The organism is Halopseudomonas maritima, assembly GCF_021545785.1.
Taxonomy (GTDB): domain Bacteria; phylum Pseudomonadota; class Gammaproteobacteria; order Pseudomonadales; family Pseudomonadaceae; genus Halopseudomonas; species Halopseudomonas maritima.
Window position 1 is genome coordinate 2,685,206 of sequence record NZ_CP079801.1, and the last position, 18,333, is coordinate 2,703,538.

The following is an 18,333-nucleotide window of genomic DNA, read 5'->3' on the forward strand; positions in this document are numbered from 1 at the left end:
GATAGCCGGTCGGGGCAAAGGTTCCGCTTATTCGCTCTGCTGGTCCGGGTCCAGCACCTCGATACGCACCCGCGCACTGCCAGCGCGAATCATGCCCAGCAGCTCGGCGGCGCTCTGTGAAACGTCGATGATCCGGTGGCCAACAAAGGGGCCACGGTCGTTGATGCGCAGAACAACCGAGCGGTTGTTGTACAGGTTGGTCACCTCAACCAGAGTGCCGAAGGGCAGCTGCGGATGCGCTGCGGTGAGGTCGGTTTCATCGTAAGGCTCGCCGCTGGCGGTGCGTCGGCCGTGCAGGCGGGAGGAGTAGTAGGAGGCTTTGCCGGTCTGAGTCCAGCCGGGATCGCCCAGCGAGAGATCATCTGCCGTGGCGCTGCTGGCCAGCAGGGTAGCAAGGACGATCAGCAGGGCGCGAAGCATGGGGAGAGTCCCGGGTGGCGGCGGCGAGATCTGAGACCACGCCGCCGCCCGCCGGTTCAGCCTTCCAGCTTCTTGCGCAGCAGTTCGTTGACCTGCTGCGGGTTGGCCTTGCCCTTGGAGGCCTTCATGGCCTGACCGACGAAGAAGCCGAACATCTTGCCGCGCTTGGCTTCGTCGCTGGCGCGGTACTGCTCCAGTTGCTCGGCGTTGGCGGCCAGCACCTCATCCAGCATGGCTTCGATGGCGCCGCTGTCGGTGACCTGCTTCAGCCCCTTGGCTTCGATGATGGCATCGGCAGAGTCGCCTTCGCCGGCGGCCAGTGCCTCGAACACCATCTTGGCGATCTTGCCGCTGATGGTGTTGTCCTTGATGCGCAGGATCATGCCGCCCAGCTGATCGGCGCTGACCGGCGACTGCTCGATCTCCAGGCCTTGCTTGTTGAGCAGGCTGGACAGCTCGCCCATCACCCAGTTGGCGGCCAGCTTGGCGTCACCACAGGTTTTCTGCACCTGTTCGAAGTAGTCAGCCAGTTCGCGGCTGGCGCTCAAGACGCTGGCGTCGTAGGTCGACAGGCCAAACTGGCTTTCGAAGCGCTCGCGCTTCTGTTGCGGCAGCTCCGGCAGTTCGCCACGAACCTCTTCAATAAAGCTCGGCTCCAGTACCACGGGTAGCAGGTCCGGGCAGGGGAAGTAGCGGTAGTCGTTGGCTTCTTCCTTGCTGCGCATGGAGCGGGTTTCGTCCTTGTTCGGATCGTACAGGCGGGTTTCCTGTACCACCTTGCCGCCGTCTTCGATCAGCTCGATCTGGCGCTGGACTTCGGTGTTGATCGCCTTTTCGATAAAGCGGAAGGAGTTTACGTTCTTGATCTCGCAGCGGGTACCGAACTCGCTTTGACCCTTGGGGCGGACCGAGACGTTGCAGTCGCAGCGCAGCGAGCCTTCGGCCATGTTGCCGTCGCAGATGCCCAGATAACGCACCAACGAGTGAATGGTCTTGGCGTAGGCGACCGCTTCCTTGGCACTGCGCATGTCCGGCTCGGAGACGATCTCCAGCAGCGGGGTGCCGGCGCGGTTGAGGTCGATGCCGCTCATGCCGTGGAAGTCTTCGTGCAGACTTTTGCCGGCGTCTTCTTCCAGATGCGCACGGGTCACGCCGACGCGCTTGACGGTGCCGTCTTCCAGGGTGATGTCCAGGTGGCCCTTACCGACGATCGGGTGATCCATCTGGCTGGTCTGGTAGCCCTTGGGCAGGTCCGGGTAGAAGTAGTTCTTGCGCGCGAAAACGTTGGTCATGCCAATCTCGGCGTCGATCGCCAGACCGAACTTGACCGCGTTACGCACGGCGCCGGCGTTGAGCACCGGCAGGGTGCCCGGCATGCCCAGATCAACCAGGCTGGCCTGGGTGTTGGCTTCGGCGCCGAAGGTGGTGGCGCTGCCGGAGAAGATCTTCGAGGCGGTGGTGAGCTGGGCGTGGATTTCCAGCCCGATGACGATTTCCCATTGCATTGCTGTCAATCCTCTCAGTAGCCGGCCGGAGCGCGCTGGTGCCAGTCGGTAACCTGCTGGTACTGGTGCGCGATGTTGAGCAGACGGGCTTCGCTGAAGTAGGGCCCCAGCAGTTGCATGCCCAGCGGCAGACCGTTGGCAAACCCGGCAGGCAGGGCAACGCCCGGAACGCCGGCCAGGTTGGCGGTAATGGTGTAGATGTCGGTCAGGTAGAGGCTGACCGGGTCGTCGATCTTCTCGCCGATCTTGAACGCCGGGGTCGGCGAGGTCGGGCAGAGAATGACGTCGACCTGCTCGTAGGCGGCCATGAAGTCGTTCTTGATCAGGCGGCGAATCTTCTGCGCCTGCAGATAGTAGGCGTCGTAGTAGCCAGCGGACAGCGCGTAGGCGCCAACCATGATGCGGCGTTTCACTTCGGCGCCAAAGCCTTCGGCGCGTGAGCGCTTGTACAGGTCGCTCAGGTCGGCCGGGTTCTCGCAGCGATAGCCAAAGCGCACACCGTCAAAGCGTGACAGGTTGGAGGAGGCTTCAGCTGGTGCGATGACGTAGTAGGCCGGGATCGCCAGCTCGGCATTTGGCAGGCTGATTTCCTTGACCTCGGCACCGAGCGCCTGGAACTGCTTGACGGCAGCGCTGATGGCATCAGCCGTGGCAGCATCCAGACCGGCGGAGAAGTACTCCTTCGGCAGGCCGATGCGCAGGCCCTTGAGCGAGTCATTCAGGCCGGCGCTGTAATCCGGTACCGGTTGGTCGACACTGGTGGAGTCCTTGGCATCAAAGCCAGCCATGACCTGCATCATCAGCGCGCAGTCTTCGGCGCTGCGGGCCATCGGGCCGCCCTGATCCAGGCTGGATGCGTAGGCGACCATGCCCCAGCGCGAAACGCGGCCGTAGGTCGGCTTCAGGCCAGTCAGGGCGGTGAAGCCAGCCGGTTGACGGATCGAGCCGCCAGTGTCGGTACCGGTGGCGGCGGCGCACAGGCGCGCGGCAACGGCCGAGGCGGAGCCGCCAGAGGAGCCGCCGGGTACCCGGTCGGTATCCCACGGGTTGCGGGTCGGGCCATAGAAGCTGGACTCGGTGGACGAGCCCATGGCGAACTCATCAAGGTTGGTCTTGCCGAGGCTGACCGCGCCGGCATCCAGAAAGCGCTGGGTAACGGTGGACTCGTACGGCGAGATGAAGTTGTCGAGCATCTTCGAGCCGCAGCTGGTGCGCTGGCCCTGGGTGCAGAACAGGTCCTTGTGCGCCAGCGGGATGCCGGTCAGGGCGGTGGCGTTGCCGGCGGCAATGCGCGCATCGGCGGCCTTGGCTTGCTCCAGTGCGGACTCGGCGGTAACGGTGATATAGCTGTTGAGGCTGCCATCAAGCTGCTCGATGCGCTTGAGGTAGTGCTGGGTCAGCTCGACGCTCGACAGCGCCTTGCTCTGCAGGGCCTGGGACAGTTCGGCCAGCGTTTTTTCGTGCATGGGAGTAGTCTCTTGTCGGCGCGGCAGGATTATTCGATGACCTTGGGAACCAGGTACAGACCTTCTTCGGTGGCCGGTGCGATGGCCTGGTAGGCGTCGCGCTGGTTGCTTTCGGTGACTTCGTCGGCGCGCAGGCGCTGGGTGGTTTCCAGCGGGTGGGCGAGCGGTGTGACGTTGCTGGTGTCCACCGCCTGCATCTTGTCGATCAGGTCCAGAATGCCGGACAGTTTGGCGGTAGTAGCGGGGATTTCATCCTCGCTGATGGCGATACGGGCCAGATGCGCGATCTTTTCCACATCGGTGCGGTCCAGGGACATGTGTAAAGCTCCATGTAGCCGGAAGAATTCCGGTTGGCTGCTGGCGACAGGCGCCGTTGGGTGGTTCGCCACGGGAAATGCGGGCAAAGGCGGGAATTTACCACAGCGCGCCTTGCCCAAAAACCCCGCCATTGTTAGAGTTGCGACACTTCCGGAGGTACCGATCAGCTACCTGTTTGCCCTGTTTTCTAAAGGCCTTTTGCCGCTATCCATCCCTGCGGCAATGCAGCGGGCAGGTGGCTTATCAGTGCTTTCTTTATATTTTTACCATTAACCCACGCGTCCTCGGGGTCTAGTCAACGCATGTTCAAAAAAATTCGTGGCATGTTTTCCAGTGATCTGTCCATCGACCTGGGCACTGCCAACACCCTCATTTACGTCCGCGATCGTGGCATTGTGCTGGACGAACCGTCGGTGGTTGCCATTCGCACCACCGCCGGCAATCAGAAAAGTGTTGTTGCCGTTGGTACTGATGCCAAACGCATGCTGGGACGCACGCCCGGCAACATCCAGGCCATTCGTCCGATGAAAGACGGCGTTATCGCCGACTTCAGTGTCTGCGAAAAGATGCTGCAATACTTCATCAACAAGGTGCACGAGAACAGCTTTATCCAGCCGAGCCCGCGTGTGCTGATCTGCGTACCGTGCAAGTCTACCCAGGTTGAGCGTCGGGCGATCCGTGAGTCAGCCCTGGGTGCTGGCGCCCGCGAGGTGTACCTGATCGAAGAGCCAATGGCTGCCGCCATCGGTGCCGGCCTGCCGGTTGAAGAGGCGCGCGGCTCCATGGTCGTGGATATCGGTGGTGGTACTACCGAGATCGCGCTGATCTCCCTTAACGGCGTGGTGTACGCTGAATCCGTCCGGGTTGGTGGTGACCGTTTTGATGAAGCCATCGTGACCTATGTACGCCGTAACTACGGCAGCCTGATCGGCGAATCCACCGCCGAGCGCATCAAGCAGGAAATCGGCGTCGCCTTCCCTGGTGGCGAAACCCTGGAAGTCGATGTTCGTGGGCGCAATCTGGCTGAGGGTGTGCCGCGCAGCTTTACCCTCAACTCCAACGAGGTGCTTGAAGCGCTGCAGGAGTCGCTGGCAACCATCGTACAGGCAGTCAAGAGCGCGTTGGAGCAATCTCCGCCGGAACTGGCTTCCGATATCGCCGAGCGTGGCCTGATTCTGACCGGCGGTGGTGCGCTGCTGCGTGATTTGGACAAGCTGCTAACCCAGGAAACCGGCCTGCCGGTAATTGTTGCCGAGGAGCCGCTGACCTGCGTTGCTCGCGGCGGTGGCCGTGCGCTGGAAATGATGGACCAGCACACCATGGATCTGCTGTCGACCGAGTGAGTCGGCTGCCGGCCCGCTGCTGCGCGGCGGGCCGTTGACCGCAACACGCCAGTGGCTGCGAGGAACCTGCCATCAAACCGCTATTTATCAAGGGGCCGTCGCTCGGTGTCCGCCTGATTGTGCTCACGGTGTTGTCCATCGTGCTCATGGTGGTCGACGCCCGTTTTGACGCCCTCAAGCCCCTGCGCCATCAGCTCGGTCTGCTGGTGGCGCCGTTGTATTCGGCTGCTGAAATGCCGGTGCGGGCCTGGCAGTCGGTCTCCGAACTGACCACCAGTCGGGCCGAGCTGATTGCTGATAATGAGCGGCTGCGCGCCGAAGCGCTGCTAACCCAGCGCAAACTGCAAAAACTCGCCACCCTGACCGAACAGAACGTGCGCCTGCGCGAGCTGCTCAACTCCTCTTCGCTGGTGGACGAGCGGGTGCTGGTGGCTGAGCTTATCGGTGTGGACCCCAACCCCTTTACCCAACGCATCCTGCTCGACAAGGGCGAGGCCGATGGCGTGTTTCTGGGCCAGCCAGTGCTGGATGCCAGCGGGCTGATGGGGCAGGTTGTCGAGGTGCTGCCGCATAGCGCTCGGGTGCTGCTGGTGACTGATGCATCCCACAGCCTGCCGGTGCAGATCAACCGTAATGGCCTGCGCGCCATTGCCAGCGGTACGGGTCGCAACGAGTGGCTGGAGCTGCGCTACGTGGGCGACACCGCCGACGTGCGCGAGGGCGACATTGTGGTCAGCTCAGGTCTTGGCCAGCGCTTCCCAGCCGGTTACCCGGTCGGTCGGGTGCAGGCGGTGACGCGGCACCCTGCTCAGTCCTTTGCCGAGGTGCGGGTCACGCCGTCGGCGCAGCTCAGTCGCAGCCGTTATCTGCTGTTGGTATTCAGCCCGGAAAGCGGTTATGGCGATGTGTTGCCGGCGCTGGAGCTGGGTGGCGAAGCGGCACCGAGTGCTGACGGGGCGGTACGAACTCCCGCTGCCGATAGCGAGGGCCAGCCGGCCGGGGAGGCAGCCAATGCAGACTAGTCTGGCGATCATCCTGAGTATTGTGGTGGCGCTGCTGCTCAGCGTCATGCCGCTGCCCGAGCCGGTCAGCCTGGCCCGCCCGATGTGGCTGGCGCTGGTGCTCTCGTGCTGGGTCATGGCGCTGCCGCACCGGGTCGGCCTGCTGACCGCCTGGCTGGCAGGCCTGCTGTCGGACGTCTTGTTCGGCCAGCTGTTTGGACAAAACGCGCTGGTGATGACGCTGGTGGTCTGGATGGTGCTGCTGCTGTATCAACGCATTCGCCGCTTCCCACTGTGGCAGCAGAGCCTGGTAATGCTGCCGGTCTTTGGGATTGCGCAGATGGTTGCACTCTGGCTCAACAGTCTGAGCGGCAACCGGCCGCCGACCTTACTGTTCTTGTTGCCTGCGGTAGTCAGTGCGGTGCTCTGGCCCTGGGTCTTCTCGTTGCTGCGCGGCGTACGTCGGCGTTTCCATGTCAATTGAACTGCTGCTGGCCTCGGCCTCGCCACGCCGGCGCGAGCTGCTGGCGCAGATTGGTGTGCCCTGCACCCAGCGCCCCAGCGAGGTTGATGAGCGGGTATTGCCGGGCGAGACGCCCGAGGCCTACGTCGAGCGGGTGACCCGTGATAAGGCGCTGGCCGCGGTTGCTTCCAGCCCGGGGCGGGTGGTGCTGGCGGCGGACACCGCGGTGGTGCATCGCGGCCAGATTCTCGGCAAGCCGCATGACCGGGCTCATGCGCTGGAGATGCTGGGCAAGCTGTCTGCGGACGAGCATTGGGTGATGACCGCAGTGGCGGTCGCCCGGGACGAACGTATCGCGCTGCAGCGGGTCGATACCCGGGTCTGCTTCCGCCCCCTGAGTGCGCAGGAGCTGGCGGATTACTGGGATACCGGCGAGCCGGCAGACAAGGCTGGCGCCTATGGTATTCAGGGTCTGGGCGCGGTCTTTGTTGATCGTATCGAAGGTAGCTACAGCGCGGTGGTCGGGTTACCGCTGCGCGAGACCGCCAGTTTGCTTGAGGGCTTTGGCATTTCCTGCTGGCAACGGCCCTGACGCGGCTGTTCCGGGCCTCCAATCACCGGTATTGTGGTGACAGACAAGAAGCGAGAGAGCCCATGAGCGAAGAAATTCTCATCAATATCACGCCGATGGAAACCCGCGTTGCGCTGGTCGAGAACGGCGTGCTGCAGGAAGTGCACGTCGAGCGTACCCAGCGCCGTGGCATCGTCGGCAATATCTACAAGGGCAAGGTGGTGCGTGTACTTCCGGGTATGCAGGCGGCCTTTGTCGATATCGGGCTGGAACGGGCGGCCTTTATTCACGCCTCCGAAATCTCCCAGCGCGAGGGCCAGGCAGTAGAGCCGATCAGCGCCCTGGTGCACGAAGGCAAGGCGCTGGTGGTGCAGGTCACCAAGGACCCGATTGGCACCAAGGGCGCGCGCCTGACGACGCACCTGTCGGTCCCTTCACGCTATCTGGTGTACATGCCGCGCACGCCGCATGTGGGCATCTCGCTGAAAATCGAAGACGAAGCCGAGCGCGAGCGTCTGAAACAGGTTGTTGCTGACTGCCAGGAAAGTGAAGACATTGAGGAGGCTGGCGGTTATATCCTGCGCACCGCCGCCGAAGGCGCCAGGCCGGAGGATATTCTGGTCGACATTCGCTACGTGCGCCGTCTGTGGCAGCAGATCGCCCAGCAGATGGGCACCGCGCCGGCGCCCTCGGTGATCTACGAAGACCTGCCGCTGGCCCTGCGTACCCTGCGCGATCTGGCCAACCCCAGGCTGGAGAAGGTGCGTATCGACTCGCGTGAAACCTTTCAGAAGGTCGAACAGTTTGTGCACGAGCTGATGCCGGGGGTCGAGGAGCTGCTGGAGCACTACCCGGGTGAGCGGCCGATCTTTGATCTCTACAGCGTCGAAGACGAGATTCAGAAGGCCATGGACCGGCGTGTGATGCTCAAGTCTGGCGGCCACTTGGTGATCGACCAGACCGAAGCGATGACCACCATTGACGTCAATACCGGCGCCTTTGTCGGCCACCGCAACCTCGAAGAGACCATCTTCAAGACCAACCTCGAAGCGGCGACCGCAATTGCCCGCCAGCTGCGCCTGCGTAACCTTGGCGGCATCATCATCATCGACTTTATCGACATGGAAGATGAGGAGCACCAGCGCCAGGTGCAGCGCACGCTGGAAAAGCAGCTGGAACGCGATCACGCCAAGACCAATATCATCGGCATCACCGAGCTGGGCCTGGTGCAGATGACCCGCAAGCGCACCCGCGAGAGTCTTGAGCAGGTGCTGTGCGAGCCTTGTCCGAGCTGTCATGGTCGTGGCATTCAGAAAACGCCGGAGACGGTGTGCTACGAAATCTTCCGCGAAATCCTGCGCGAGGCACGTGCCTATCAGGCTGGCTCCTACACGGTGCTGGCGTCGCAGGCGGTGATTGATCGCCTGCTGGACGAAGAGTCTGGCAACGTTGCTGATCTGGAGTTGTTTATCGAGCGACCGATCAAGTTCCAGGTGGAAACCATGTACACCCAGGAACAGTACGATGTGGTGCTGATGTGATGGCAGGCTGATTCCGGTGCTCAGGCAACGTTGGCTACTCCGCGCGCTCAATGGGCTGATCCTGCTGCTGGTCGGCTGGCTGCTGGCTGCGGCTGCCTACGTAAGCCTCGGCCGTATGCTGGTGCCGACGGTCGAGAACTACCAGCAGGAGCTGGTTGCCAAGGTTGAGGAGCTGGCCGGGCGGCACATTGAACTGCGCTCCCTGCAGGGGCAGATGCAGGGCGCGCAGCCGGTCCTGACGCTGCGCGGGCTGCGTGTGCATGAAAGCCTGCAGCCTGACAGTGAGGTGCTGTTCGACCTGGATGATGTCACCGCGCGACTGGATGTCTGGCGCAGCCTGTGGCTGCGACGTCCGGTCATGGATGCGCTGCAGATTCGCGGGCTGGCGCTTTCCTTGAGCGAGGACGAGCAGGGCCAGTGGCATCTGCAGGGGGTGGGTGAACGCACCCGCCGTCTGGGCGCGCTGGAGCAGGCCGTCAACACCTTGCGGGAGCAACGGCGGATCACACTGCTGGATACGCGCATCGAGGTCAGCCCGTATGGCGAGCCACGTTGGCAGTTTGAACACGGCGACATGACGCTGCTCAACGGGGATGGCTGGCACCGCCTGGACGGCCACCTCAGCCTCCCGGCTGGCGAGCGCCTGCGCTGGCAGGTCAGTGCCTTGATGCCGGGTGAGCGGTTGTCAGACGCTTCACTCGGGTTCTTTGTCGAGCTGCCTGCCAGTGACTGGAGTCGCTGGCTGCCTCATGACTGGCTGGAGCGCTCGCACTTGCGTGAGCTGACCGCCGGCGGCCGGTTCTGGGGTAGCTGGCAGGACGGGCGCCTGCAGCGCCTGCAAGGCACTCTTATTGCCCCGCAGATTCGGTTGCATAGCGGCGAACGTGAGCCGGTGCTGCATGACCTGTTCAGCCGGTTTGAATATCTGGACGCCAGCGACGGTCGTCAGCTGCATGTGCAGGACCTGAGCCTGCACATGGGCGAAAACGTCTGGCCCACCACCAATTTGCTGGTACGCCAGGACGAGCAGCCGGGGCAATGGTTCCTGGCGCTGGACCGGCTACGGCTGGACCGACTGCGCGAATGGGTTGAGGTGCTGGCGCCGGATCAGCCGGTCGCCGAGTTGCTTGCCGAACTGGCGCCTGAAGGTACTGTGCGGCAGTTGCAGGTCGGCGGCATCGATACGTCCGGGCAGCTCGATAGCGTGCATCTGGCGGCGCGGTTGGATGCGGTGGGCGTGGCGGCGTTTCGCAATGCGCCTGCTGTCAGTGGTATTAGCGGCACCGTGCACGGCACGCCAGCGCAGGGTGAGCTGCGCATCGATGCCGGCCCCTGGAGTATGCAGTTGCCCAACCTGTTTCCTGAACGCTGGCAGTATCGTCGAGCACAAGGCCTGCTCAACTGGCGCTGGTCTCGCGAACAGGGTTTGCACCTTGACTCACCCGGCCTGTCGGTCAGTGGTGATGATGGGCAGGCCGACGCACTTTTGGCTCTGCACCTGCCGCCAAGCGGGCAGACACCGACGATGGATTTGCGCGTGGCGCTGCACGATAGCCGGGCGCCGGTCCACCGCGCTTACCTGCCGGTACGTTCGCAAGGCTTCAGCCCGGCGCTGGCAACCTGGATGGCCGCCAGCGGCATTCAGGGGCAGGTGCCGCTGGCAATCTTCGAATACCGCGGGTCGCTGCTCAAGGGGGCCAGTGCTGAGGAGCGCGACATTGGGCTGTTCGCCCGCCTGCGTCAGGGGGAGCTGGTGTTCCAGAGCGGCTGGCCGCCACTGACGGAGGTGGACGCCGAGCTGTTGTTGCGAGGTGGTCTGCTGGACATTCGGGCCAGTCGTGCGCGGCTGCTTGACGCCCAGGCTGACGGCGCCCGCGTCTATGGTCAACTGATGAACCAGGCTGGGCCACTGCAGCTGCATGTAGAGTCTGCCTTCAGGGGCTCAGTGAGTGATGCACTCAAGCTGATGCAGGACAGCCCCCTGGCTGGTCTCACCGGCAACCCGCTGGCGGGCTGGAGCGGTGAGGGGCAAGTGGACGGCGAGCTGGCGCTGGCGATTCCGCTGCGGCGTAGTGGAGAGTCTCCCGCGCAGCTGCAGGCCGACATCGACTTTCAACTCAACGGCGCGCGCGTTGATATTCCGCAGTTGCAGGCGCCGCTGGAGCAGTTGCGCGGGCGCTTCAACTTCACCCGTGGCACCGGACTGCGCGCCGATGACGTGTCCGCGCGCTTTCTGGGGGCTGCGGTGGAGGGTAGCCTGACGCCCCGCGGTGAGCGCGCTCAGCGGCTAGCGCTGAGTGGTCAGCACAGTGTCGAGCAGCTGTCGGCCTGGCCGCTGCTCAAGGCGCTGCCGGCCGGCTTGGCCAGTGGTTCGCTGCGCTGGCAGGCGCAGGTGGATATCGCCGCCGGTCAGCAGCAGCTGCAATTGCGCAGCGACCTTGCAGGTCTGGCGCTGACGTTGCCGGCACCGTTTGGCAAGACCGCTGAAGACACCCGCGCCACGCAGCTTGACCTGCAACTCGGCGCGGGTCGGCAGCGCTGGCACCTGCAGACCGCCGATGGGCTTGATGCCCGGTTGCGTACCGGCGGCGAGCTGGCCGGTGACATCCGCTATGCCAGTGGCGCCGCGCAGACGCCAACGCAACCGGGGCTGGCTGTACAGGCCCGGGTGCCGACCCTCGACTGGAATACCTGGCGCAGCTGGCTTGATCAGTTGTCTGCCGCTGCACAAACCGGCGCGGGCTCGGCCGCCAAGTCCGGACTGGTTGATACGCCCTTGCGCGAGCTTGAGGTGCGGGCTGCGCACTTCAGCGGTTTTGGTCTCAGCCTGGATGATGCCTGGGCCAGGGTGCGGCAGGGCCAGCAGCAATGGTTGATAGATATCGAGCAGGCTGAGGTTGCCGGCCAGGTCCGGGTGCCCCGGGGGCGCGGCGATCCGCTGACGCTGGACCTGCAGCGCTTGAATCTGCCGCGCTCGGAGGCCAGTCGCAACCGGCCGCCGCTGGGGCAGGCGGCTGCGAGCGCACCAAGTGAGCCGCAAGATCCGCTCGCCGACTTCCGTCCGTCCTCGCTGCCGGCGCTGGACGTCAGCATTGATCAGCTGTCCTGGGGCGAGCAGCCGGTGGGTGCGGTGAGCTTCATGCTGCGCCCTGACGCCACCGGAGCTCAGCTGCCGGAACTGAATGTGGATCTGCGCGGCTTGCGGCTGACGGGCAGCATGGACTGGCGCGAGCAGCCAGCCCACTCGGTATTTGAGGGCAGCCTGCAAGCCGACGATATCGGCCAGGTGCTTACCAATTGGGAATACGCACCAACCATCACCAGCGACAGCTTCGTCACCAATGCCGCCTTGAACTGGCCAGGCTCGCCGGCTGCGTTTTCGCTGCGCAGCTCCTCCGGAACCCTGGGTATCGCGGCCCGCGATGGCATGCTGCAAAGCGGTGAGGGCAGTGCGGAGGCGCTGCGGGTGTTTGGTCTGCTCAACTTTAATGCGCTGACACGGCGCTTGCGGCTGGACTTCTCTGACCTGTTCAGCAAAGGCACGGCTTACGACAGCCTGGACGCCGGTCTTTATGTCGAGAACGGCGTCCTGCACAGCGAGCAGCCGGTTGTGCTCGATGGCCCCGGAGTGAAGATGCAGATGGAAGGCAAGCTCAACCTGCGTTCCAACCAGGTTGATATGGGGCTGCTGGTGACGCTGCCGGTGACCAACAACCTGCCGCTGGCTGCGATCATTGCCGGGGCGCCCCAGATCGGCGGCGTGCTGTTTCTGGCAGACAAGCTTCTCGGTGACAAAGTCGCGCGGTTTGCCTCGGTGAAGTACCGTGTCAGCGGCGACTGGCAGAAACCCGACGTTGACTTTGATCGCGCCTTTGATGACAAGGCGGCACTCGAGGAGGACTGAGATGGCAACGGTTGCGGCGCTGCAAATGACCAGCGGCCCAGAGGTGGCTGACAACCTGCACACGGCTGCACGGCTGATTGCCGAGGCAGCCGAACAGGGGGCAGAGCTGGTCCTGTTGCCTGAGTGTTTTGGCGCTTTTGGTGCCGCGTCGTTGACCGCGATTGCTGCGGCTGAGTGGGGAGTGCAGCGGCCGATGCGGCGCTTTTTGGCCGAGCAGGCGCGTCAGCATGGTATCTGGCTGGTCGGCGGCAGCCTGCCCTTGCCTGTCTCTGCAGGTGGCAAGCCGATGGCGTGCCAGCTGGTGGTGGATGAGCACGGTCACGAGGTGGCGCGGTACGACAAGCTGCACCTGTTTGACGTGGATGTCGCCGACAATCACGGCAGTTACCGAGAGTCTCGCGACTACGACTTTGGCGACCGGGTGGTCTGCATCGACAGCCCGGTCGGGCGGCTGGGGCTGAGTATCTGTTACGATGTGCGCTTTCCCGAACTGTATCAGGCGCTGCGTGCAGACGGCGCTGAGGTGATTGTGGTGCCGGCGGCCTTTACCGCGGTTACTGGCGCAGCGCACTGGGAAGTACTGCTGCGGGCGCGCGCCATTGAGACCCAGTGCTGGGTGTTGGCTGCCAACCAGGTGGGTGAACATCCGAGCGGGCGTCAGACCTATGGTCATAGCTGCCTGATCGACCCCTGGGGTGTCGTCCAGCAGTGCCTGCCCGCAGGCGAGGGCGTGCTGACTGGCGCGCTGGTGCCAGAGCAGTTGCAGGGCGTGCGTGCGCGCATGCCGATAACCCGACATCGTCGTTTCGCCCTGGCGGCCCAGCCGTTGCCGCCAGGCAAGGAGTCAACCGAACATGAGTGACATCGTTACCCGCGCCGAGCAGGCGCTGTTGCAGCCCGCCGAGCTGAGTGCTGATGCGGTGGCGGGTGTGCTCGGCACCCTGGTGCAGGCACCCGGTGTCGACGCTGCCGATCTGTATTTTCAACATCAGATCAGCGAGTCCTGGGTGCTGGAAGATGGCATCGTCAAGGATGGCAGCTTTCACGTCGATCAGGGGGTCGGTGTGCGCGCCCTGTCCGGTGAGAAAACCGGCTTCGCCTACAGCAACGACATTCGTCTTGCCGCGCTGAGTCAGGCGGCTGGCGCGGCGCGCTCCATCGCTCGCGCTGGACAGGCAGGCAGCGTGCAGGCCTGGCAGCGGCCAACGCCGCCCGCGCTTTACGCTGCGGATAACCCGCTGGATGTGATGCCGCAGGCTGACAAGGTTGCTTTTCTGCAGCGCCTCGATGCCTATACCCGCAGCCTTGATCCGCGCATTAGTCAGGTCACCGTAAGCCTGGCGGGTGTGCATGATACCGTCATGGTCGCGGCGAGTGACGGCACCTGGGCCGGTGACATCCGTCCGCTGGTGCGTATGAACGTCAGCGTCATCATGGAGCAGAACGGGCGCCGCGAGCGCGGCAGCAGTGGCGGCGGCGGCCGGACTGATTACCTGTATTTTGAGGCCGAGGAGCGCGCTTTGGGCTATGCCCGCGAGGCCGTGCGTCAGGCCTCGGTCAATCTGGAGGCGATTGCCGCGCCTGCCGGCAGCATGCCGGTGGTGATGGGGCCGGGCTGGTCCGGCGTGCTGCTGCACGAGGCGGTTGGTCATGGCCTTGAGGGCGACTTTAACCGCAAGGGCAGCTCGGCCTACAGCGGCCGGGTTGGCGAGAAGGTCGCTTCCAGTCTCTGTACCATTGTTGACGACGGCACCCTGCCGGGCCGTCGCGGCTCGCTCAGCGTGGATGACGAAGGCGTGCCCAGTCACTGCACCACGCTGATCGAGAACGGTGTGCTCAAGGGGTATATGCAGGACAAGCTGAATGCGCGCCTGATGGGCGTGCCGGCTACCGGCAATGGTCGCCGTGAGTCTTATGCTCACCTGCCGATGCCGCGCATGACCAACACCTACATGTTGGCCGGCGAGAGCGACCCGGACGAGATTGTCCGCTCGGTGAAAAAGGGCATCTACTGCGCCAACCTGGGCGGTGGGCAGGTCGACATCACCAGCGGCAAGTTTGTCTTCTCCACCAGTGAGGCCTACCTGATCGAAGACGGCAAGATCACCGCCCCGGTCAAGGGCGCCACCCTGATTGGCAACGGCCCCGAAGTCATGAACCGCGTCTCTATGGTTGGCCACGACCTGAAGCTCGATACCGGCGTCGGCGTTTGCGGCAAAGATGGCCAATCAGTCCCGGTCGGGGTAGGGCAGCCGACACTGAAGATTGATCAGATTACGGTGGGCGGCACCGGCTGATGCCCGGCGCGGCGAGCCGCGCGGCTGGAGGCTGGAAGCAGTCCGAGTTGGTACGGACGTTGGTTTTTTGCATATGATCCGCAAACCCTGCTTGACCCGCTTTGCGAGGACCTCATCCTGATTAAGCCTTCAGCCTTCAGCCTTCAGCCTTCAGCCTTCAGCCTTCAGCCTTCAGCCTTCAGCCTCCAGCCGCTTTTACCTCCCCTCAAACCGCCCAGCCAGCCGATTCTTGCGCACCTGATCAACCGGGAACACCTTGCCGCTCATGGCGACGTAGACGCCGTGGGGCAGGCAGTTGAGGGCGCCGATGGCCAGGCCGAGGTTGAAGCTGGCGTCGGTATCGCGAAAGCGTGCTGGCTGCATCGCGCCGGTGAGTACGATAACCTTGTCCTCGATGTCGGCCAGCGCCGCGCCGGTTACCGTCATGGTATCGGTACCGTGGGTAATCAGAACGTGTTCATAGGGGCAGGCAGCGACCCTGGCATGAATCAGGTCGCGGTCGGTGTCGGTTAGCTCCAGGCTGTCTTTGCGGGTCAGCGACTCGATTTGATACTCAAACCCGACACGCGCTTGCTGCAGGATGTCTGCCGCCATGGGCTCGCCGATCTGGAACTCGCTGAGCGCGTCAAAGTAGACTTTGTCGATAGTACCGCCAGTGCTGAAAATCTGAATGAACATCCTGTATTCCTTTGCGCCGAGACTGTCTGCGTATGTCTGTTGAAGAGTCTACCCTGTCTGCTGTTGAGCGTATCTGGTGGGTTTACATGGTGCGTGCTGAGAATGGTCATTTGTATACCGGCATCAGCGTGGACCCTGAGCGGCGCTTTCTGCAGCATCAGACCGGTAAGGGCGCACGCTTTTTCAATCGTAGTCCGGCGGCGGCGCTGGTCTGGCGTCGCAGCTGCCTCGATCATGGTGACGCCTTGCGGCAGGAGAGGGCGATCAAGGCGCTGACGCGTAAAGCCAAGGAGTGCCTGATAAATCAGCCCGATGGCGACGTATCAGTCCGCCCGAAGGGCTAGCCAGCCTCCATCTGGGCGGTCTACAGTGGCAGTCCATTTTGCCGGAGAGCTGTCATGACCGATCTGATTCTGCACCACTATCCGCAATCCCCGTTCGCCGAGAAGGCGCGCCTGATGCTCGGCTTCAAGGGCCTGTCCTGGCATTCGGTCATGATCCCGCCGGTGATGCCCAAGCCGGATCTGACCGCGCTGACCGGTGGCTACCGCCGGACGCCGGTGCTGCAGGTGGGAGCTGACATTTACTGCGACACTGCGCTGATTGCCCGCCGCCTGGAGCAGGAAAAGTCTGCGCCGGCACTGTTCCCGGAGGGGCAGGAAGCAGCTGCGGCCAGTCTGGCGCAGTTTGCCGATCAGGTGCTCTTTCAGCACGCGGTTGCCATCAACTTCCAGCCCAAGGGGCTGGCTGAGCGTTTTGCCGGTATGCCAGAGCAGGTAATCAAGGGCTTTGTTGCCGATCGTCAGAAGCTGTTCAGTGGCGGCACAGCGAGCCGCCTGGAAGCCGATGTGGCGCTCGGCCAGTGGCCTGCCTTGCTGTCGCGGCTGGAAACCCAGCTTGAGCGTGACGGCGACTTTCTGCTGGGTGGTCAGCCCTGCATTGCAGATTTTGCCCACTATCACGCGCTCTGGTTTGTTGCCTCCAACCGTGCGGTGGCCGATGCGCTGGAACCTTATGTGGCGGTGCGCGCCTGGATGGGCCGCATGCGCGGCATTGGCCACGGCTCTCACACCGATCTTAGCGCCGAGGCGGCCATCGACATCGCACGCCAGGCCAGCCCGGCGCCTTTGCCAGCTGACGCCATCAGCAGCCCGGCGGGCTTGTCTGTCGGTCAGGCGGTTGCTGTCAGCGCGGTTGACTACGGCACTGACGACGTTGCAGGCACGCTGGTCTACGAGGGGGCTGAGGAGATTATCATCGCCCGCGAAGACGAGCGGGCGGGGCTGCTGCACGTGCACTTCCCGCGGTTTGGCTTCCGCGTACGCGCAGCCTGAAGCGCAGCGGCGCGTCAGGGGCGATGTCCGGCCACTGACGCGTCTTGCAACAGAGTATTTGTCTCTGGCCCTCTCGCCAGTGCCATAGCTGCGCGCTACTCTGCTCAGGCGGTCAGCTCGACCGTTTCTCCTTCAGGACTCTCTGCCATGTTTGACTGGATTTTCCTGCCCGAAGCCTGGGTGGCGCTGGCGACCTTGCTGGCGCTAGAAATTGTGCTTGGTATCGACAACATCATCTTCATCTCCATCCTGGTCAGCCGTTTGCCTCCCGAGCAGCGAGAGCTGGTGCGGCGTCTGGGTATCGGTTTTGCGATGGTCACCCGATTGGCGCTGCTGTTTTCGCTGGCGTGGATTATCGGCCTGGTCGAGCCCTGGTTCAGTGTGTTGGGGCAGGCTATTTCCGGCCGCGACCTGGTGCTGATCCTCGGCGGACTGTTTTTGCTGGGCAAGGCGACCCACGAGATTCATGCCAGCCTGGAGGCGCCGGTTGAAGCTGAAGCCTCTCTGGCGGCGACGGCGCGCAATGGTATGGTCAGCGTGGTGGTGCAGATCGCTATTTTGGATATCGTCTTCTCGCTGGATTCGGTCATCACCGCCGTTGGTCTGGTAGACCATCTGGCGGTCATGGTGATCGCGATTCTCGGCGCGGTGGCGGTGATGCTGTTTGCCGCCAAGCCGATCGGCGACTTTGTCGATCGTCACCCGACCATCAAGATGCTGGCGCTGTCGTTTCTCATGATGATCGGCTTGACGTTGATGGCTGAAGGCTTCGATGTGCATGTGCCCAAGGGCTACATCTACTTTGCCATGGCGTTCTCGGTAGTAGTGGAACTGCTCAATATTCGGGTGCGGCGCAACAGCGCCTCGCAGGAAAACTGAGGTTCAGGCGTTCATCCGGCGATAACCGGGCAGGGCTTCAATGCGCCTTAGCCAGGCACACAGGGCGGGATAGCCCTGCAGCTCGAAGCCACCGTCGCCGGCAACATGGGTGTAGGCGTAGAGCGCGATGTCGGCCAGGCTGGGCCGCTCGCCCACGAGGTAGGGCGTCTTTGACAGCTGAGTTTCCATGACCTTCAACGCCTTGTGTCCGCCGATCTGTTTGCTTTCATAGTCGGCCCGGCGAGCCTCGGGTAGTCCGAGGTAACGCGCGATAAAGCGCGCGACTGCAATGTAGGGTTCGTGGCTGTACTGCTCGAAAAATAGCCACTGCAGCATGCTGGCGCGCTCAAAGGCGTCGGCTGGAATCAGGGCGCTGCCCTCTGCCAGATACAGCAGGATGGCATTGGACTCCGCCAGGCAGCGGCCATCGTCGAGCTCCAGTAGCGGCACCTTGGCATTGAGGTTGCGGGCAAGGAATTCGGGCGTGTGTGTGTCGCCCTGCAGGATGTCGACAGGCTGCCACGCATAATCGATGCCCAGCAGGGCGCAGAGCAGCTGGATTTTGTAGCAATTGCCGGAGCGTTCATCGCCATGGATTTTCATGTGCAGGGTT

General features: G+C 63.4%; 17 protein-coding genes. 11 read left to right on the forward strand and 6 right to left on the reverse strand.

Annotation, left to right across the window (positions count from 1 at the left end; all coding sequences use genetic code 11):
* Positions 1–27: 27 nt before the first annotated feature.
* Genes HV822_RS12395 through gatC form a run of 4 tightly spaced genes read right to left on the reverse strand, consistent with a single transcriptional unit; the run spans position 28 to position 3,708 of the window.
* The gene (locus HV822_RS12395; protein ID WP_238870421.1) at positions 28–420 is read right to left on the reverse strand and encodes a septal ring lytic transglycosylase RlpA family protein; all 393 of its coding nucleotides are present in this window, start codon (positions 418–420) and stop codon (positions 28–30) included.
* A gap of 56 nt (positions 421–476) precedes the next feature.
* Entirely contained in the window at positions 477–1,925 is a 1,449-nt protein-coding gene (gene gatB / locus HV822_RS12400) for an Asp-tRNA(Asn)/Glu-tRNA(Gln) amidotransferase subunit GatB (RefSeq protein WP_238870423.1), read from the reverse strand.
* 14 nt (positions 1,926–1,939) lie between these two features.
* On the reverse strand, positions 1,940–3,391 hold the full coding sequence (gatA, locus tag HV822_RS12405) for an Asp-tRNA(Asn)/Glu-tRNA(Gln) amidotransferase subunit GatA (protein WP_238870425.1): 1,452 nt from the start codon (positions 3,389–3,391) through the stop codon (positions 1,940–1,942).
* A gap of 29 nt (positions 3,392–3,420) precedes the next feature.
* Positions 3,421–3,708 carry an Asp-tRNA(Asn)/Glu-tRNA(Gln) amidotransferase subunit GatC gene (gatC, locus tag HV822_RS12410; protein ID WP_238870427.1) on the reverse strand — a complete coding sequence of 96 codons (288 nt, stop codon included), beginning with the start codon at positions 3,706–3,708 and terminating at the stop codon, positions 3,421–3,423.
* 303 nt (positions 3,709–4,011) lie between these two features.
* Between gatC and mreB the strand changes: the two genes are divergently transcribed.
* The 8 genes from mreB (at position 4,012) to tldD (ending at position 14,829) form a co-directional block, all read left to right on the forward strand.
* Positions 4,012–5,052, forward strand: coding sequence for a rod shape-determining protein MreB (gene mreB / locus HV822_RS12415; RefSeq protein WP_083726157.1), 1,041 nt, complete (start codon positions 4,012–4,014; stop codon positions 5,050–5,052).
* Between the two features lie 119 nt (positions 5,053–5,171).
* Positions 5,172–6,074, forward strand: coding sequence for a rod shape-determining protein MreC (gene mreC, locus HV822_RS12420; protein WP_238870429.1), 903 nt, complete (start codon positions 5,172–5,174; stop codon positions 6,072–6,074).
* Complete coding sequence (mreD, locus tag HV822_RS12425; protein ID WP_238870431.1) at positions 6,064–6,537, forward strand: rod shape-determining protein MreD; 474 nt, start codon at positions 6,064–6,066, stop codon at positions 6,535–6,537. Before mreC ends, mreD begins: the two co-directional genes overlap by 11 nt.
* Positions 6,527–7,108, forward strand: coding sequence for a Maf family protein (locus HV822_RS12430; RefSeq protein WP_238870433.1), 582 nt, complete (start codon positions 6,527–6,529; stop codon positions 7,106–7,108). The genes mreD and HV822_RS12430 overlap by 11 nt, the downstream gene beginning before the upstream one ends.
* A gap of 62 nt (positions 7,109–7,170) precedes the next feature.
* Positions 7,171–8,628 carry a ribonuclease G gene (rng, locus tag HV822_RS12435; RefSeq protein WP_238870435.1) on the forward strand — a complete coding sequence of 486 codons (1,458 nt, stop codon included), beginning with the start codon at positions 7,171–7,173 and terminating at the stop codon, positions 8,626–8,628.
* 16 nt (positions 8,629–8,644) lie between these two features.
* Positions 8,645–12,532 carry a YhdP family protein gene (locus HV822_RS12440; protein ID WP_238870437.1) on the forward strand — a complete coding sequence of 1,296 codons (3,888 nt, stop codon included), beginning with the start codon at positions 8,645–8,647 and terminating at the stop codon, positions 12,530–12,532.
* A 1-nt stretch (position 12,533) separates the two neighbouring features.
* Positions 12,534–13,394, forward strand: coding sequence for a carbon-nitrogen hydrolase family protein (locus tag HV822_RS12445; RefSeq protein ID WP_238870439.1), 861 nt, complete (start codon positions 12,534–12,536; stop codon positions 13,392–13,394).
* Entirely contained in the window at positions 13,387–14,829 is a 1,443-nt protein-coding gene (gene tldD / locus HV822_RS12450; protein WP_238870441.1) for a metalloprotease TldD, read from the forward strand. The genes HV822_RS12445 and tldD overlap by 8 nt, the downstream gene beginning before the upstream one ends.
* A 195-nt stretch (positions 14,830–15,024) precedes the next feature.
* Here tldD and HV822_RS12455 read toward each other — a convergent pair whose 3' ends face one another.
* A complete protein-coding gene (locus HV822_RS12455) occupies positions 15,025–15,507 on the reverse strand; it encodes an asparaginase domain-containing protein (protein WP_238870442.1) in 483 nt (160 codons plus the stop codon).
* Positions 15,508–15,539: 32 nt separating this feature from the next.
* Here HV822_RS12455 and HV822_RS12460 point away from each other — a divergent pair, with 32 nt between their 5' ends.
* From HV822_RS12460 to HV822_RS12470, 3 genes are all read left to right on the forward strand, one after another.
* Positions 15,540–15,851, forward strand: coding sequence for a GIY-YIG nuclease family protein (locus HV822_RS12460; protein ID WP_238870444.1), 312 nt, complete (start codon positions 15,540–15,542; stop codon positions 15,849–15,851).
* Between the two features lie 54 nt (positions 15,852–15,905).
* The gene (locus HV822_RS12465; protein WP_238870446.1) at positions 15,906–16,841 is read left to right on the forward strand and encodes a glutathione S-transferase family protein; all 936 of its coding nucleotides are present in this window, start codon (positions 15,906–15,908) and stop codon (positions 16,839–16,841) included.
* 147 nt (positions 16,842–16,988) lie between these two features.
* Positions 16,989–17,720 carry a TerC family protein gene (locus HV822_RS12470; protein ID WP_238870448.1) on the forward strand — a complete coding sequence of 244 codons (732 nt, stop codon included), beginning with the start codon at positions 16,989–16,991 and terminating at the stop codon, positions 17,718–17,720.
* Positions 17,721–17,723: 3 nt separating this feature from the next.
* On the opposite strand, the gene HV822_RS12475 is transcribed toward HV822_RS12470, so the two are convergent.
* Positions 17,724–18,323 (reverse strand): glutathione S-transferase family protein, encoded by a 600-nt coding sequence (locus HV822_RS12475; RefSeq protein WP_238870450.1) that lies wholly within the window; start codon positions 18,321–18,323, stop codon positions 17,724–17,726.
* Between the last annotated feature and the right edge of the window lie 10 nt (positions 18,324–18,333).

What these genes read in the sequence shown, in the direction of transcription:
- HV822_RS12460 (WP_238870444.1), top strand. Translation starts at nt 15,540, where the DNA reads ATGTCTGTTGAAGAGTCTACCCTGTCTGCTGTTGAGCGTATCTGGTGG.
- gatC (WP_238870427.1), bottom strand. Translation starts at nt 3,708, where the DNA reads ATGTCCCTGGACCGCACCGATGTGGAAAAGATCGCGCATCTGGCCCGT.
- HV822_RS12465 (WP_238870446.1), top strand. Translation starts at nt 15,906, where the DNA reads ATGACCGATCTGATTCTGCACCACTATCCGCAATCCCCGTTCGCCGAG.
- HV822_RS12395 (WP_238870421.1), bottom strand. Translation starts at nt 420, where the DNA reads ATGCTTCGCGCCCTGCTGATCGTCCTTGCTACCCTGCTGGCCAGCAGC.
- tldD (WP_238870441.1), top strand. Translation starts at nt 13,387, where the DNA reads ATGAGTGACATCGTTACCCGCGCCGAGCAGGCGCTGTTGCAGCCCGCC.
- HV822_RS12445 (WP_238870439.1), top strand. Translation starts at nt 12,534, where the DNA reads ATGGCAACGGTTGCGGCGCTGCAAATGACCAGCGGCCCAGAGGTGGCT.
- mreD (WP_238870431.1), top strand. Translation starts at nt 6,064, where the DNA reads ATGCAGACTAGTCTGGCGATCATCCTGAGTATTGTGGTGGCGCTGCTG.
- gatA (WP_238870425.1), bottom strand. Translation starts at nt 3,391, where the DNA reads ATGCACGAAAAAACGCTGGCCGAACTGTCCCAGGCCCTGCAGAGCAAG.
- gatB (WP_238870423.1), bottom strand. Translation starts at nt 1,925, where the DNA reads ATGCAATGGGAAATCGTCATCGGGCTGGAAATCCACGCCCAGCTCACC.
- mreB (WP_083726157.1), top strand. Translation starts at nt 4,012, where the DNA reads ATGTTCAAAAAAATTCGTGGCATGTTTTCCAGTGATCTGTCCATCGAC.
- rng (WP_238870435.1), top strand. Translation starts at nt 7,171, where the DNA reads ATGAGCGAAGAAATTCTCATCAATATCACGCCGATGGAAACCCGCGTT.
- HV822_RS12430 (WP_238870433.1), top strand. Translation starts at nt 6,527, where the DNA reads ATGTCAATTGAACTGCTGCTGGCCTCGGCCTCGCCACGCCGGCGCGAG.
- HV822_RS12455 (WP_238870442.1), bottom strand. Translation starts at nt 15,507, where the DNA reads ATGTTCATTCAGATTTTCAGCACTGGCGGTACTATCGACAAAGTCTAC.
- HV822_RS12475 (WP_238870450.1), bottom strand. Translation starts at nt 18,323, where the DNA reads ATGAAAATCCATGGCGATGAACGCTCCGGCAATTGCTACAAAATCCAG.
- HV822_RS12470 (WP_238870448.1), top strand. Translation starts at nt 16,989, where the DNA reads ATGTTTGACTGGATTTTCCTGCCCGAAGCCTGGGTGGCGCTGGCGACC.